Source organism: Eubacterium ruminantium (assembly GCF_900167085.1).
Taxonomy (GTDB): domain Bacteria; phylum Bacillota; class Clostridia; order Lachnospirales; family Lachnospiraceae; genus Eubacterium_Q; species Eubacterium_Q ruminantium.
On sequence record NZ_FUXA01000016.1, the window covers coordinates 35,456 to 47,707 of the forward strand.

The 12,252-nt window shown below is 38.0% G+C and carries 29 protein-coding genes; 28 read left to right on the plus strand and 1 reads right to left on the minus strand.

From position 1 onward, the window contains the following. Window positions 1-204 precede the first annotated feature (204 nt). A complete protein-coding gene (locus B5D25_RS11180) occupies window positions 205-435 on the minus strand; it encodes a hypothetical protein (RefSeq protein WP_078788051.1) in 231 nt (76 codons plus the stop codon). A gap of 137 nt (window positions 436-572) precedes the next feature. Between B5D25_RS11180 and B5D25_RS12750 the strand changes: the two genes are divergently transcribed. The 28 genes from B5D25_RS12750 to B5D25_RS11315 all read left to right on the plus strand — a co-directional run. Beyond that, the gene (locus B5D25_RS12750; RefSeq protein ID WP_143000675.1) at window positions 573-1,040 is read left to right on the plus strand and encodes a hypothetical protein; all 468 of its coding nucleotides are present in this window, start codon (window positions 573-575) and stop codon (window positions 1,038-1,040) included. A gap of 488 nt (window positions 1,041-1,528) precedes the next feature. After that, window positions 1,529-2,239 (plus strand): hypothetical protein, encoded by a 711-nt coding sequence (locus tag B5D25_RS11190; RefSeq protein ID WP_143000674.1) that lies wholly within the window; start codon window positions 1,529-1,531, stop codon window positions 2,237-2,239. A gap of 1,439 nt (window positions 2,240-3,678) precedes the next feature. Continuing rightward, the gene (locus B5D25_RS12910) at window positions 3,679-3,855 is read left to right on the plus strand and encodes a hypothetical protein (protein ID WP_159444162.1); all 177 of its coding nucleotides are present in this window, start codon (window positions 3,679-3,681) and stop codon (window positions 3,853-3,855) included. Next, on the plus strand, window positions 3,855-4,094 hold the full coding sequence (locus B5D25_RS11200; protein WP_078788055.1) for a hypothetical protein: 240 nt from the start codon (window positions 3,855-3,857) through the stop codon (window positions 4,092-4,094). The genes B5D25_RS12910 and B5D25_RS11200 overlap by 1 nt, the downstream gene beginning before the upstream one ends. Next, on the plus strand, window positions 4,087-4,254 hold the full coding sequence (locus B5D25_RS12915; RefSeq protein ID WP_159444163.1) for a hypothetical protein: 168 nt from the start codon (window positions 4,087-4,089) through the stop codon (window positions 4,252-4,254). The genes B5D25_RS11200 and B5D25_RS12915 overlap by 8 nt, the downstream gene beginning before the upstream one ends. Window positions 4,255-4,280: 26 nt before the next feature. Next, entirely contained in the window at window positions 4,281-4,622 is a 342-nt protein-coding gene (locus tag B5D25_RS11205) for a hypothetical protein (protein WP_078788056.1), read from the plus strand. Window position 4,623: 1 nt separating this feature from the next. After that, window positions 4,624-4,797: a hypothetical protein gene (locus tag B5D25_RS12920; RefSeq protein WP_159444164.1), complete on the plus strand. Its 174-nt coding sequence runs from the start codon at window positions 4,624-4,626 to the stop codon at window positions 4,795-4,797. 291 nt (window positions 4,798-5,088) lie between these two features. Next, window positions 5,089-5,559, plus strand: a complete 471-nt coding sequence (locus tag B5D25_RS11215; RefSeq protein ID WP_078788058.1) for a JAB domain-containing protein — start codon at window positions 5,089-5,091, stop codon at window positions 5,557-5,559. Window positions 5,560-5,576: 17 nt separating this feature from the next. After that, window positions 5,577-5,798, plus strand: coding sequence for a hypothetical protein (locus B5D25_RS11220; RefSeq protein WP_078788059.1), 222 nt, complete (start codon window positions 5,577-5,579; stop codon window positions 5,796-5,798). After that, a complete protein-coding gene (locus B5D25_RS11225; RefSeq protein ID WP_078788060.1) occupies window positions 5,795-5,986 on the plus strand; it encodes a hypothetical protein in 192 nt (63 codons plus the stop codon). Before B5D25_RS11220 ends, B5D25_RS11225 begins: the two co-directional genes overlap by 4 nt. 13 nt (window positions 5,987-5,999) lie before the next feature. Beyond that, window positions 6,000-6,179, plus strand: a complete 180-nt coding sequence (locus tag B5D25_RS11230; protein ID WP_078788061.1) for a hypothetical protein — start codon at window positions 6,000-6,002, stop codon at window positions 6,177-6,179. Window positions 6,180-6,196: 17 nt separating this feature from the next. Beyond that, complete coding sequence (locus B5D25_RS11235; RefSeq protein ID WP_078788062.1) at window positions 6,197-6,487, plus strand: hypothetical protein; 291 nt, start codon at window positions 6,197-6,199, stop codon at window positions 6,485-6,487. 15 nt (window positions 6,488-6,502) lie between these two features. Then, window positions 6,503-7,276, plus strand: a complete 774-nt coding sequence (locus tag B5D25_RS11240) for a DUF5688 family protein (RefSeq protein ID WP_078788063.1) — start codon at window positions 6,503-6,505, stop codon at window positions 7,274-7,276. 263 nt (window positions 7,277-7,539) lie between these two features. Then, window positions 7,540-7,914: a hypothetical protein gene (locus tag B5D25_RS11245; RefSeq protein WP_078788064.1), complete on the plus strand. Its 375-nt coding sequence runs from the start codon at window positions 7,540-7,542 to the stop codon at window positions 7,912-7,914. Then, entirely contained in the window at window positions 7,914-8,183 is a 270-nt protein-coding gene (locus B5D25_RS11250; RefSeq protein ID WP_078788065.1) for a hypothetical protein, read from the plus strand. Before B5D25_RS11245 ends, B5D25_RS11250 begins: the two co-directional genes overlap by 1 nt. Window position 8,184: 1 nt before the next feature. Beyond that, the gene (locus tag B5D25_RS11255) at window positions 8,185-8,529 is read left to right on the plus strand and encodes a hypothetical protein (protein ID WP_078788066.1); all 345 of its coding nucleotides are present in this window, start codon (window positions 8,185-8,187) and stop codon (window positions 8,527-8,529) included. 12 nt (window positions 8,530-8,541) lie between these two features. Further along, window positions 8,542-8,769: a hypothetical protein gene (locus B5D25_RS11260; protein ID WP_078788067.1), complete on the plus strand. Its 228-nt coding sequence runs from the start codon at window positions 8,542-8,544 to the stop codon at window positions 8,767-8,769. 16 nt (window positions 8,770-8,785) lie between these two features. Then, a complete protein-coding gene (locus B5D25_RS11265; RefSeq protein ID WP_078788068.1) occupies window positions 8,786-9,046 on the plus strand; it encodes a hypothetical protein in 261 nt (86 codons plus the stop codon). Window positions 9,047-9,059: 13 nt separating this feature from the next. Then, window positions 9,060-9,266, plus strand: coding sequence for a hypothetical protein (locus tag B5D25_RS11270; protein WP_078788069.1), 207 nt, complete (start codon window positions 9,060-9,062; stop codon window positions 9,264-9,266). 1 nt (window position 9,267) lies between these two features. Beyond that, a complete protein-coding gene (locus B5D25_RS11275) occupies window positions 9,268-9,600 on the plus strand; it encodes a hypothetical protein (RefSeq protein ID WP_078788070.1) in 333 nt (110 codons plus the stop codon). A 55-nt stretch (window positions 9,601-9,655) separates the two neighbouring features. Next, a complete protein-coding gene (locus B5D25_RS11280; protein ID WP_078788071.1) occupies window positions 9,656-10,024 on the plus strand; it encodes a hypothetical protein in 369 nt (122 codons plus the stop codon). Between the two features lie 38 nt (window positions 10,025-10,062). Continuing rightward, window positions 10,063-10,371, plus strand: coding sequence for a hypothetical protein (locus B5D25_RS11285; protein WP_078788072.1), 309 nt, complete (start codon window positions 10,063-10,065; stop codon window positions 10,369-10,371). A 92-nt stretch (window positions 10,372-10,463) separates the two neighbouring features. Continuing rightward, entirely contained in the window at window positions 10,464-10,823 is a 360-nt protein-coding gene (locus B5D25_RS11290) for a hypothetical protein (RefSeq protein ID WP_078788073.1), read from the plus strand. Further along, complete coding sequence (locus B5D25_RS11295; protein ID WP_078788074.1) at window positions 10,823-11,119, plus strand: hypothetical protein; 297 nt, start codon at window positions 10,823-10,825, stop codon at window positions 11,117-11,119. The genes B5D25_RS11290 and B5D25_RS11295 overlap by 1 nt, the downstream gene beginning before the upstream one ends. A 12-nt stretch (window positions 11,120-11,131) precedes the next feature. Next, window positions 11,132-11,482 carry a DNA-directed RNA polymerase subunit alpha C-terminal domain-containing protein gene (locus B5D25_RS11300; protein WP_078788075.1) on the plus strand — a complete coding sequence of 117 codons (351 nt, stop codon included), beginning with the start codon at window positions 11,132-11,134 and terminating at the stop codon, window positions 11,480-11,482. A gap of 15 nt (window positions 11,483-11,497) precedes the next feature. Next, complete coding sequence (locus B5D25_RS11305; protein ID WP_078788076.1) at window positions 11,498-11,707, plus strand: hypothetical protein; 210 nt, start codon at window positions 11,498-11,500, stop codon at window positions 11,705-11,707. A gap of 114 nt (window positions 11,708-11,821) precedes the next feature. Beyond that, window positions 11,822-12,031, plus strand: coding sequence for a hypothetical protein (locus tag B5D25_RS11310; protein ID WP_078788077.1), 210 nt, complete (start codon window positions 11,822-11,824; stop codon window positions 12,029-12,031). Beyond that, on the plus strand, window positions 12,018-12,252 hold a 235-nt coding region (locus tag B5D25_RS11315; protein WP_423230470.1), incomplete at its 3' end, for a DUF7666 domain-containing protein. The genes B5D25_RS11310 and B5D25_RS11315, both read left to right, overlap by 14 nt.

The following is a 12,252-nucleotide window of genomic DNA, read 5'->3' on the forward strand; positions in this document are numbered from 1 at the left end:
TTTTTTCGTCATTTTCTGTGTGGCGTTTTGGCGAAAAATGGGGGATTTTTGGCAAATCCGCCTATCTATATATCGTCTACCTCTCGGAGAAACACCTACGAAGCCCCTGATCTTGTCACCCTTATCTAAGAAAATCACCTCATTTTAATATTAATTTCCTCCTTTCACCCATAATATAACATAGGAGTATAGCCTTGTCAACGACTATACTCCCATCTCAAACATTCCTACTTGTATTATATTATCTTCCGGTAATTCCCGAATCTCCGATTCTTTAATCCATATATCTAAATCACCTGCACCAATGTTAATAACATCTCCCTCCATTACCAATGCATCCACTATCAAATTTGCCTGTAACTGAAAAACATCTCCTTCTCGAATCCTAATCCATATGCTATCTCCATCATTAATCCATTTTATTAATTTATTCATTTCTCCCCATACCTCCAATCGTACATCTGTTCGATTCATACTATACTCTTTCCAACACCCCTTGTCAATCGTATTTCCTTTCTTGTATAATAATATTTAGTTTTCCCCGGTTAGTAAAGTTTAAAAGGAGGTTAAAATTGGTTAATATAAAAAAGCAGGAGTTGATAGAAGAGTTAAAAGCTCTTCGCCTTGAAAAAAATATTACTTATCAGGAGATCGCCACCCGTACCGAAGAAAATGGTGAAGCCGTCTCCCTCAGTACTATTAAATTAGTTTTTTCCACAACCCGCCACCACGACCACGACTATAACAAGGTTCTCCGCCCCATCATCAATGTTCTCTCGCCCCCACCCACAGATGATGATCTCGACACCCGCATCCTCCAAACCCGCCTCGACCTTAAAGAGGAAATCATCACCCAACTCCAAGCCCGCCTCGCCCGCAAGGACGCCCACCACCAAGAAACCGAAGAATTCTACAAGGAGCAGCTCCGCTTCTATAAAGAACAAATTCAGTTTAAAGATTCCCAAATAAAACGCCTCAACGAAGCCATCGACCGCAAAGACGCCATGATCCGCAAACACCTCATCGCCCATAATGATTAGGAATTTCGCCCCATTATTTCGCCCCCGCCCCCTTATACGAAATTTCCCGCCCTACAATATATATTAATATTTTATATGAAAAATCCCCCTTGCTTCGATATTTTCCCCGATTTTCCCCAAGAGTCAGAAATGGCTCTTTTTTTGTGGGTTTGAAAGGGAAAATTTGGGAAGTGTGAATGTGAAATAGCTTGTATGATTAAGGCAAAAAAACAACGTTTTTTCGTGAAAAATACCCCCCTATTTATTATGTCAGCAGCCGGAAAGTTCCCTCTTTAAAGTTTGGTAAAATGGCTATTTTACAAGGGTTTACCGGGTGGTTGCAGTTTATCATGGTTCATCTATTCTAAAGCTACAATCAAACAAGGAACACGAACCACTCACAAGGGCTTGCGGATTGTTTAGAAAATTCCTTGACTGCACATTTTCAACTTAATATCGGTTTGTGGTTTTTATGAAATAACTATATCTATCACTATATCACAAATATTTTGCGCCCACGGCTATCAGTGGGAGAAAAGGGGTCTTTTATGAAAACTACAAAAATTCAATTCAATGCAACTACTTTCAAGGCTACACGTAACGTCATTAGCGCTTATTTTGGTGCGACTTTTGACCGTACTATCGAGCTTGACAAGGCTAAAAAAGCTACAAAGTCATATTCTGACTGTATCCGCACGGATGAAGAAGAACTTATTAAGCTTGCACTCGGACAGACTGAGGGCATTGTGCGCTCAAAGTCTGACATTGAAAAGTCACTTGCTACAAACAAGGCGACTTATAATAAGCTTATTGCGCCATATAATGCTATGGTTACGGCTACAGACAAGGCTATCGCTGACGGTGTGGCACTGTTTAACAACAAGGATAGTGCGCTATATAAGGCTTATGCTGAGTACGTCCTTAATCCAACGGACGACGCTTATCTTGCATACGCTGACGCACTTGCTAAACGTTTTGTTGAGTTTGGGCTTGCTGACGCTACCGCTGAAAACGTTCAGCACTATATGGTCAATGCTGACCGTTTCCGCAAGGGTAGTTCTGCCGTAAAGAGTGGAAAGATTATTGACGCACTTGCACCTAAGGCTTTTTCTGAGGCTATTCTGCGCAAGATTTACGACAACAATAAGTCTGCATTTAATAGCACTAAGTTTGCGGATTATGTCCGCAAGTGTGCCGAAAAGGCTAAAAAGAACGCTTAAACCATAACCACAAACCGATATTTTTAAGTCGTCAGAGCGACTATAAATAGGCTTTAGGCTCTGAGCGTGCCGACCGTCAATAAAAGGCGGTCAGCGGTAGCACATTGAAAACTTTATAGTTTGCGCTTTTGGTGCATAAGAATGGCGAATATCGATGTCTACACGCTTTTGTCGTGCAAGTATCCAAGGCTGTTAGGGATTGCCAAGTGTATGTCTACACGCTTTGACGTGCAAGTATCCTTGACCCGTTTGTGAACGTGCATTATTCGGGCGTAAGCGTTCCCTTTTTAGGGTGAAGTTTGGTGCGATTGTACCTTGAAAAATTCATATTGCGTCGTCATGAGATATTGACGTATGGTGTATTACTACGTGAAGGTCTACCGCTTTTTGTGGTGGCAGTATCGGCAGAGTAATGTCGTGGTCGTGGTAGTTGAATTGGCGAATGTCAGCGCACGTTATAACATGCTTATTTAGGTGTTGTTGCGTATGTATTTGTTGAGGATACGAATCTGACTTTGAGGATAAGCCGTGTATGTAAACGCACGGGATTGCGTCCCTAAGGGCTTTGTTGTGGGTGTATGGTGTACGTTCGGCGTTGGTCTATTTTGCGTGTGTTCGCAAACATGTGCAAAATGTGACACGAGGTGGTAAGTCTCGGAATATGTGAAGTTACCCATAGTGGATCATGTTTTTTTAGCGTGGTTTGGGTGGCGAGATATAAAGCGTGTTGTAGCGAAAACTGGGTGCGGTTACCCTAGATAAACGCTACCTCAAATTGTCCTTTTTCGTAAGGGTTGGTGTATGCCTGAATGAGGTGTAAGACGGTAGTTGGGAACGTACAGATACGACCGTCACGATTGTATGTCCTGAGATATGGGCGACTAAGGCGAATAAAGCAGTGGCGAGGATAATAAGCTGCAATTGCGTGGAAGCGTGGGATACTATTGAACCACGTAGATTTTGTATCCGGGCATGATATAATTATGCCTACGGTGGAAGTCCGTCCGCTATGACCGTAACTGTTGTCGGGGATAGTGGGTTTCAAAGTCGAATGACGTACTTGTATGCGAGTAAAGTGGGTGTATAAGTCACCATAGCGACAATAAACACGATAAAGGTGTGAGATAAAGTGGGATAATAACGACAGTACCAAATGTTGGTGTGGTATAAAACAATGTGCAGACAGTAATTGAGTCTGCATTTTTTGTGGTATACTTGATGAAAGTTTGACGAGTAATCAAATAGGTTCGATTCCTATCACACTAATAAGACAAGATGGTATCGAGCGAAAGCGAGAATACGCTCTGTATATCCTTGACCAGCAACCGTGTAAAGGGTGGTGTTAGGTGTTGCAACCTAATAAAAGGGAATTCTACGGAATTATAACGGTATCTATACAGACATCTTGTCTAATTTTTAAAGGGAAGCGAGGTAATATTATGCAAAAGAAATGGGAATATTCGTGGTGTTATGATGATGTAAGTCCGTATGAGAGAGATGAAGCTATGGATTTTGGGTATGTTTATGCACCAGATAGGGAAACTGCGACAGATTTAGCGTGGAAAGATATCCCATATAATTGCACAATTTATGGGATAATGGAGGTGACATATTGATGTATATTATCAAGGTAAACGGCATGAAAGTAAAATCATGCCGTTCTTTTAATGAAGCTCGGGCGTGGGCATTAAAACATAATGGAAAAGTGTTTTCATATAGTAAGGTAAAACTCCCTAAGTCTACCATGTTAAGTTATAACGATAAAGACTTTATAAAAAGGGAAATGTATAAAGAAATTTATTCTGAAAATAATCATGGTTATCATATAACACAAAGGAGGAAAAAATATGAGTAGAGATCTGAAAATGTATAGGCAATTTGCAAGGACAGCAACAAGGGAACTGTTATGTTGCAAGCCTGAAACTGTGGTGAAAAAATTCATCACACAGATTAACGCAAGCAAAACGGAAGCGGAAGTTTCCCGGATAATGGTTGCGGTAAGAGAAATAATTTAACGTTGACAGAAGGGACGGAATTAATTATGATGAAAAAGAAATGCATAATCTATATAACTTGCTTGATTCCACTTATATGGGTTGGTGCAAGTTATATAGATACTGTGATAAACAACGGAAACGAAAAACCTAAGTATGCTCCATGGAATGTATTTACATGGATTAGGGAAACAGAAACGGAAACAGAAAGTTGTAAGGTGGTTTCTTGTGAAAATGCAAATGGAAATTACCGAATCACTATTGAAGATACAAACGGAAATTTATGGGCTTATTATGATAGTGATAAAAGGGAAATCGGAGAAATGATAATCCCTATATGGAGTGAAAACGGAAACGAAATAATAGGAATCATAGAAGGAGGGAATTAAAATGCCGAAATATAAATTAGATTGTACTGATTTTAAGGGATACAAGGAAAAGGAAATGGACATTGTAGGTTTAATGTCCTATTACGCAACAGAAATCGACAAGTCAGAATATGGCGAATTTGATGATTGGCTGTGCGAAATGAAACGTTGCGGATTAATCACAATTATTAAATAGCTACGAGTGGTAACGAGTTGTTTTGTCTTCATAGGTCGGTAACAAGGAACTGAGAACGCCTTGTTGCCGAAAATGGAAACAAAAACCCAATCAAGAAAGGAGTACATATGACAGAAATCGTAATTGCCTATGGAGTAGGGGCGGAAATGAAAAGGGAAACAATTCGTTGTGTCCATATCCATATTCCGTTTGACCGTCCGAATATGATGTATTGTCGGATGCCGAGCGGATTTATAAAGGTTGTGGACAAGCGAGAAATAATTAGTATGCGAGAAATTGGAGGTGGCGGAAATGGGAAACATTAACAAAGCTACTGTATATCTCAGCGAGGACGAAACACCTTATGTAGTTATGGAAAAGACAAACTATGTGGTGGATAGGCGGAGAAAAGTAACAACGCCCGATTGTATCTATCAAATAACAAGGGCAATGAAAATGCCCGAAAGAGCGCAAGAGGTGGTTACAGTGGTGGTATTTGACGGGGCAAATAAACCGATTTGCGTAAGCGAAATCAGTGCGGGAAGCATAAATAGATCTATTGTGCCGGTAAGGGAAATCGCCCAGTTAATGCTTTTGGTGGGCGGTGTTAGTTGCGCATTAACACACAATCACCCAAGTGGAGATTTAAACCCAAGTGATTATGATATTGTGATAACAAAAAAGTTAAAGGATGCGTTAAAGATGCTGAATTTAGACCTACTAGACCATATCATTGTAAGTCGCAACGGATATTGCAGCATGGTTGAAGTGGGCATTATGTAAAAAGGAGGAAATAAAAAATGAGCGACTTGGCAAGGGAAATTGTGGAATTTATGGAAACGTGGGATTACTACGAATTGTATGATGCGGATATTGAGGACTGCGTGAGGGAAACCACAATGGAACTTTATAACGACCGCAAAGGGTTGGCGGATTATCTGAAAGACTTTGTGGAAAATGCAAACGACGATTGTTGCGCTTCGGAAGCGGGGGCACTTTATAGAAGGGTGGTGGCATTATGATGAATGAGAGAAATAAGGCGTATGCGAAAGGCGGATTTAGAGAACGCTATGCAATGGACAAGGGAACGGAAAAGGAAATCGTGTTTGGTGGTGATAGATGTCTGAGATATGACTATGACATCAATGATGAATATCAGGACGGCAATGGGGCAATTTGGAATGTTGACAAGGGAAAATGGATTTACTAAGGAGGGAAAACATATGAAAAGATGGGTAAATGTGGAATTGGCAAAGGAAACTGCGGGCAGATTTAAAGAATACTGCCGAGATTATCACATCAAATTCGAAACAAGTGACTGCTTCAACCTGATCCATTTTGAATGTCTTATGGATGATATGGAAATTGCAAAGGCAAACGACTTTATAGCTGCAAGATGTTAGAGAAAGGAGAAATTAATATGGTTAGAAAAATATTAGAGTATGCGGCGAAAAATGGTTATACCGCATATGCAATTAAAGGTCACGATTCCTTTGGTTACCTGATTACGCCAAAGGGAGACGTGTTAGCGGTTACAAAAGCACAGTGGGGAAAAGGTGTTAACTTTTCTTTTGAATACAAAGCTAACCGCAAATGTGGTAGAGGCTGCAGTTGTCACAATTCTACAGACGAATGGGATTGGGGTTTGCTGAGTGTTACCGCAAAGGGAATCGAGGAACTTGAAGCTGAGGGATACCTTATAAGATTATAAACGGAGGACAAAATTATGGAAAAGAGATTTTATGCAGAGGAAGTAGCAAAGGCAGTTAATGGACAGGTTAAGGAAGTAACAAAGAACGGAGTTCCTAAGATAGGAATAATGCTTCCTACGGAAACAAAAGTGTCACCGGTGGTTTATATTGATGAGTATTATGAAAACGAAAGAACAATTGAGGAGGCGATTGATATGGTAAGAGGTTTTGAAGGAAGTTGTCCAGCGGGTTATAATGAGGAGATTTTTGATGTGATTAATGATTATGAAAAGGTAAAAGACAAGATTAGAGTCCGCCTATATAACAAGGAAGTAGGAGGCGACATTAAGACTACTGCGAAAAAATACGGATTCCCGGATTTAATTCTAGTTCCTTACATTGAGGGTATTGTGGAAAATGGATCTATTAAGGTAACTAAGGAGTTGCTTGAGAAGTGGGGAATTACAAAAGAGAAATTGATTAGGGATGGAATTAAAAACCTTGATTATGAGGTTATGGGAATGATGGAAATGCTGTTTGGCGTCAAAGAAGAAAATCCGCAGATGTGGGTTGTAACAAATAAAGAAAAGTGTTACGGAGCAGCTTCTATAATCGCTGCAAAAAAGGAACTTGAGAAGAGGTTTCCTGATGGATATATAGTGCTTCCGTCATCAATACATGAAGTAATAATAGTTTCTAAGGACATTGGCGAAGGTTCGGAATTACTGAATATGGTAAAGGAAATCAACGCAACAGTGGTTTCTCCGGAAGATAAACTTTCAGATAATGTTTACGAAATGACAGCATAAAAAACTTTGTGTTTCTACAATGCCCACAAGGTAAAACTTGTGGGTGTTGATAGTAACATAAGGAAAATAAAAGAAAGGTGGTGGCAACTGTGTATAGGCTAATAATTATTTGGTACAACGGAGAGCGTGACGAGTATGATTACCCGACAAGGGAAGAGGCGGAGAAAGCGGAAAACGGATATCATATGGTGTTCGGAAATCAGATTAGTTGGACTGGTATTAATAAGAGATGTGATTGATATGTACAGAAGGGAGCGGTAAGTATGAAGTTAAGCGAAACCACATTTGAGGAGTTTATTGATTGGTGCAAGGAAAACAAAAAGCATTGGTCAACGGAAAGGCAGTATGTAACCATACCAAAGCTAAAGATTATGTATGACCATTTTGTGAAACATGGTTTGGAATGCAAAGACAGAAAATGTACTGTAACAGTAGGAAATAAGTGGGTTAGTTCCCTTACATCTCCGCTTGAGTACAAACCTACAAGGGAAGACTTTGTGTGGAATATGTTCCACGAAGTTTGGTGTAAGACAGAATGGGCGGTAAGATGTGGCAGACATGAAACAGAACTTGGATATGATGCGGTCAAGGGAGAATTCGGATTAAAGATAATTAAAGCGTTAAGGGAGGCGAGTTAATGGTTTATGGATTTTACGATGTTTCCACAAAGGAATTGTGGGAAAAGAGAGTATGGATGGGTAAGGCAAACGGTTTTGTTTGGGGAACAGATTTCCCTAAACATGAACCTACATATGAAGAAGCGAAAACATGGTATCACGGAAATTCAAAGTTGATACTACATCTGATGTATAACAGTATTACATGCAGAAAAGAAATGGTTGTGACGACAATGACAATCATTAAAACGTATCCACAGTACAAAGGAAAGGTAATTGAGGTGATTTAATATGGAGAGATTCTTTAAATTAAACAAACCGGTATATTATAACTCAGATGCAATTAGGGTATCCGATGAATATGATAAGCGAAATGGCGGTTATGTTATTAATTGTGAGGTTGTGGAACTGACACGAACTTATGATGATAGTGGTTGGCTATATGGAAAGGTATTCTGTCCTGAATACTACAACATGGGCGGTGACGGATACACAATGATTGCGGAAAGTAGCAGGCGTAATGCAAAGAAAGCTATGATTGCTAAAGAAGAAGTAGGGGAAAACGCAAGGAAGTATGCAGAGAACTACATAAGGAACATAGCTGATGACTTAGAAATTATAGAGGAGGTTTTTTAAGGAGGGTGAAGAATGGAACTTGAAAAATTATTGGCAAAATTAGATTGGTGCAAAAGTTATATGGCTGAATTTACGGCAAATAATGAATTTGATCCGTATGCAGCGATTATGGGAACGGAAAGCAAAAGTCAGAAACTGTATTGTGAATGTGTTGAATATGTGTCGGATATTGGCAAGTATTTTGCCGAAAGAAGTGAGGAGTTTAACAAACGACGCAAGGAAATTGTTTACGGAAAGTAGAAAGGAGTAAATTGATATGGAAAATAAACAGGAAATTTTAACAGCAATTTGTGAGACGCTCAGACTTACGAGAAATGCGGGAACAGGCAACGCACTAAAGGAAATCCGCTATGTAAAAGACGACTATGGAGAATATGCGATTCCGATTTTTGAAAACGGAAACGGCGAACCTGACGAATATTGTCCACATGGTTATTACGCAGTGAATATAACCGGAGATAGCGGAACGGCAATATTTAAAGATATTACAGATCAGTTTATTAGAAAAGTGTGGTAGGAGGGGTGAACGTATGTATTATTACAAAGTATATTATGATTCTACGGAACTGCGAGATTCAAGAGATGTAGAGGATTATTTCGATGATGAAGAAGAGGCGGAAATCGAAGCAAAGGAGTTTATAGAAGACAGAATTGAACAGTACAAGGCAGATGATGCGTGGCATGAATACGACAGCAGAGATTTATTTGATGTAATAATCGAAGAGGGAGATGATTAATATGTTTTTGAGCGAATTTTTAAATGAGTTTGATTTTTGTTATGAAACATCAAGGGATAGAGAAGGTAGCAAGGTATATCAACTTATAGATAACCAAGGTGCAGATCTTGGCGGAATTGAAGGTGAAGATTTTTATTCAATAGAACAGATCGTTGATAGACTTGGTATATATTATCACGACTATATATACGAAGATATATGTGAAGAATTTGGGTATGAGGGAAAAGAAAATTATGACGAAATACTTGAGTGGTTAAGGGAAAATCATCCTGAGCTAAAGTATTTCAGAGAACTTGTGGAATGTATCGTAGATTACAGTAATATTGAAGAGTAAAAAGGAATAAATTATAAAATGCACAGTCAACCAAATATAAGATAGGAGGACGAATATGGTAGTAGCATATACGGACAGTAACGATTGTAATTTTGCCGTTAAATTTGAGAATGAGGCGGATTTACACAAGGTAGAAGAGGCGGTGACCGCAGGAATTAGGGCATGGTATTCGGCAACAGATGACGAAATTGAGGGAAACGAATATTTAATGGAGGTAAATAATATGAATGGAATAGATTTAATAAACAATCTTATTGATGAATTAAATAGGGCGAGGAATTACATATCAGAAATGAGTGATTATTCAAGTAATTCTATATTAGAAGATGAACTCGTAGATGATATCAGAAGAGATTTGGATAGATATTATGATTATGCAGATTCATTTGATGAAGTATTACAAGATATAGAAATTGAAGAATAAATAAAACGAACATTTGATAAGCGAAAGGAGATTAAAATATGATGACGGCGTTAGAAATGAAAAAGCTTGCGGATCAGAATGGCAGAAAGGAACACGAAGAGAAAGCATATGCGTATTTTGATAATAAAATAAAAAAGGCTGCAATGGAAGGACGTAATAGTATCTTCTTTGAATTTAACGGTGGTTATATTGACGAAGATACTGGAAAATGGGTTGGGGGAGAGATTACTCATATTACACGAGAAGATGGAAAAGAACGATATAAAGCATTAGGCTATAAGTTCAGACACGTTGGTGTTATTGGTGGTGTAATGCAAGATAGAGACCAAGAAGATATATGTTGGTAAATAAAACCAAGATTTTTAAAGGAATATAGTGATTGGCTAAAGGAATAAATTAAAACACATAGTCAACCAAGTATAAGATAGGAGGACGAATAATGATTAAAGTCGGAGATTTTATAAGGGTAACTAATTGGGGACTTTCATTTGTTGCGTGTAAGGAGTGGTTTGAAGAACGTAAAAATGAATTAGATTTTATGTGGGTAATACGTTATGCATACAGTGATGATGGTAATTTTCGTAGGTGTTGTTTTACTGATGAACAAAAATATATAGTTCTTTATATAGATTCTGTTTATAAACGTGCTTTGATTTCAAATTGGTGGGAAAATGGAAAAGTATATCTTATAAAACTTGATGGTATTGAACTATATGATAAGCCAACTGAAATGACTATATCAGAAATAGAAGAGAAACTAGGTGTTAAGAATCTAAGGATAATAAAGGAGGACAAATAATGGTTATAGGTTATACAGACGAAAACGAATGTAATTTTGTCATAAAGTTTGATGACGAAACTAAGGCAGATGAAGTGAAAAAAGCAATTCAAATTGGCATAGGTGCTTGGTATGAAGCTGCTCACGATGATATACAACCTAATGAGTATTGGGATAAGGAAGATATAGAGGGATTTTATGACTGTGGATATGCCGAACCAACAATGGAATTACTAGATATGTGGGGAATTAAACACGAAGTTGTAGACATAGAAAATGATGACAATGGAAATGTAATTTGTGACGAATTAGTTTAAGGAGGAAAAAATATGACAGATTTTCAGAGAGATATGGAGATAATTACACAGAATGTAAAGGTAGTTAATAATGGAAAGTTGAGATTTAGTTTTAGACATCTCAACAGAATCGTTCAGGATAGTGTTAAGGAACTTGAGTTAAAACAGAGAACGGAAAATGTGTTGATGAGAAACGGAATTATGACAGTCGGCGACTTGTTTAAGAATTTATCAAAGGTAAAGAATTTGAGAGGTGGTGGAGAAGTTACGGCAAAGAACGTAAACACTATGTTTATGTCTTATTACTATGACAGTTTAAATGATGCTGAAAGAAATGAATTTTGGACAGATATGTATGAAAATACATTCACAATGGCGATGTAAACTGGAGGTGTGATTATGCTGAGTATAAAATTAAACATGATTCATAACGAAACCGCGGATTTAATAACCTATGCGAAAGAAGTGTTGGCAGCAAGTGTTGAACCGGTAAATTACGACGATTTATATATTATGGAACAGAAAATGGAAAGAATAGAGCGTATGGCGGGTGAAATAAGGGAAATAATACAGAAAACATACGATGATCTGGAAATCGAGGACGATTAATTACAAAAAGAGTGTACTGTCATGACTTTGGGAAATGAAGTTGACAGTACACTCAGGTAAGTAACGTCTAAGTTGATTATATCGCAAAATCCACAAAATAAAAAGAGGCAGTTAATGGAAAGTGGTTTAGAAAAGGAGAAATATATGGACAAGGAATTGTTAGAATGGGTAAGAAAAACAGTATATGACTCTACATATGATTTTGAAGAATACTGGTGTTGGACAACAGATAGATTGGAAAAAGAAATTAAAAAGGAACCATTAAAATATATCAAGATTTTAAGAAATATAATTGAGGAGGAAAAACATTATGAAGACATTTAAAGGATTTAAAAAAGATATGACATGTCGAGATTTTCAGTATGAAGTTGGAAAGGAATATAAAACAGAAAAAGCGGTGGCTTGTGAAACCGGATTTCATGCTTGTGAATATCCGTTGGATTGTTTCGACTATTATAGTCCAAACGATAGTGTTTATTGTGAAGTGGAACAGGATGGGGAAATTTCAAGACATTCTGATGATTCAAAAATAGCAAGTACGAAAA

What these genes read in the sequence shown, in the direction of transcription:
- B5D25_RS11205 (WP_078788056.1), top strand. Translation starts at nt 4,281, where the DNA reads ATGATGAAAAAGAAATGCATAATCTATATAACTTGCTTGATTCCACTT.
- B5D25_RS11245 (WP_078788064.1), top strand. Translation starts at nt 7,540, where the DNA reads ATGAAGTTAAGCGAAACCACATTTGAGGAGTTTATTGATTGGTGCAAG.
- B5D25_RS11285 (WP_078788072.1), top strand. Translation starts at nt 10,063, where the DNA reads ATGATGACGGCGTTAGAAATGAAAAAGCTTGCGGATCAGAATGGCAGA.
- B5D25_RS11305 (WP_078788076.1), top strand. Translation starts at nt 11,498, where the DNA reads ATGCTGAGTATAAAATTAAACATGATTCATAACGAAACCGCGGATTTA.
- B5D25_RS11295 (WP_078788074.1), top strand. Translation starts at nt 10,823, where the DNA reads ATGGTTATAGGTTATACAGACGAAAACGAATGTAATTTTGTCATAAAG.
- B5D25_RS11300 (WP_078788075.1), top strand. Translation starts at nt 11,132, where the DNA reads ATGACAGATTTTCAGAGAGATATGGAGATAATTACACAGAATGTAAAG.
- B5D25_RS11235 (WP_078788062.1), top strand. Translation starts at nt 6,197, where the DNA reads ATGGTTAGAAAAATATTAGAGTATGCGGCGAAAAATGGTTATACCGCA.
- B5D25_RS11275 (WP_078788070.1), top strand. Translation starts at nt 9,268, where the DNA reads ATGTTTTTGAGCGAATTTTTAAATGAGTTTGATTTTTGTTATGAAACA.
- B5D25_RS11240 (WP_078788063.1), top strand. Translation starts at nt 6,503, where the DNA reads ATGGAAAAGAGATTTTATGCAGAGGAAGTAGCAAAGGCAGTTAATGGA.
- B5D25_RS12910 (WP_159444162.1), top strand. Translation starts at nt 3,679, where the DNA reads ATGCAAAAGAAATGGGAATATTCGTGGTGTTATGATGATGTAAGTCCG.
- B5D25_RS11280 (WP_078788071.1), top strand. Translation starts at nt 9,656, where the DNA reads ATGGTAGTAGCATATACGGACAGTAACGATTGTAATTTTGCCGTTAAA.
- B5D25_RS11250 (WP_078788065.1), top strand. Translation starts at nt 7,914, where the DNA reads ATGGTTTATGGATTTTACGATGTTTCCACAAAGGAATTGTGGGAAAAG.
- B5D25_RS11310 (WP_078788077.1), top strand. Translation starts at nt 11,822, where the DNA reads ATGGAAAGTGGTTTAGAAAAGGAGAAATATATGGACAAGGAATTGTTA.
- B5D25_RS11260 (WP_078788067.1), top strand. Translation starts at nt 8,542, where the DNA reads ATGGAACTTGAAAAATTATTGGCAAAATTAGATTGGTGCAAAAGTTAT.
- B5D25_RS11265 (WP_078788068.1), top strand. Translation starts at nt 8,786, where the DNA reads ATGGAAAATAAACAGGAAATTTTAACAGCAATTTGTGAGACGCTCAGA.
- B5D25_RS11230 (WP_078788061.1), top strand. Translation starts at nt 6,000, where the DNA reads ATGAAAAGATGGGTAAATGTGGAATTGGCAAAGGAAACTGCGGGCAGA.
- B5D25_RS11215 (WP_078788058.1), top strand. Translation starts at nt 5,089, where the DNA reads ATGGGAAACATTAACAAAGCTACTGTATATCTCAGCGAGGACGAAACA.
- B5D25_RS11180 (WP_078788051.1), bottom strand. Translation starts at nt 435, where the DNA reads ATGAATAAATTAATAAAATGGATTAATGATGGAGATAGCATATGGATT.
- B5D25_RS12915 (WP_159444163.1), top strand. Translation starts at nt 4,087, where the DNA reads ATGAGTAGAGATCTGAAAATGTATAGGCAATTTGCAAGGACAGCAACA.
- B5D25_RS11290 (WP_078788073.1), top strand. Translation starts at nt 10,464, where the DNA reads ATGATTAAAGTCGGAGATTTTATAAGGGTAACTAATTGGGGACTTTCA.
- B5D25_RS11200 (WP_078788055.1), top strand. Translation starts at nt 3,855, where the DNA reads ATGTATATTATCAAGGTAAACGGCATGAAAGTAAAATCATGCCGTTCT.
- B5D25_RS11270 (WP_078788069.1), top strand. Translation starts at nt 9,060, where the DNA reads ATGTATTATTACAAAGTATATTATGATTCTACGGAACTGCGAGATTCA.
- B5D25_RS11220 (WP_078788059.1), top strand. Translation starts at nt 5,577, where the DNA reads ATGAGCGACTTGGCAAGGGAAATTGTGGAATTTATGGAAACGTGGGAT.
- B5D25_RS12920 (WP_159444164.1), top strand. Translation starts at nt 4,624, where the DNA reads ATGCCGAAATATAAATTAGATTGTACTGATTTTAAGGGATACAAGGAA.
- B5D25_RS11225 (WP_078788060.1), top strand. Translation starts at nt 5,795, where the DNA reads ATGATGAATGAGAGAAATAAGGCGTATGCGAAAGGCGGATTTAGAGAA.
- B5D25_RS11255 (WP_078788066.1), top strand. Translation starts at nt 8,185, where the DNA reads ATGGAGAGATTCTTTAAATTAAACAAACCGGTATATTATAACTCAGAT.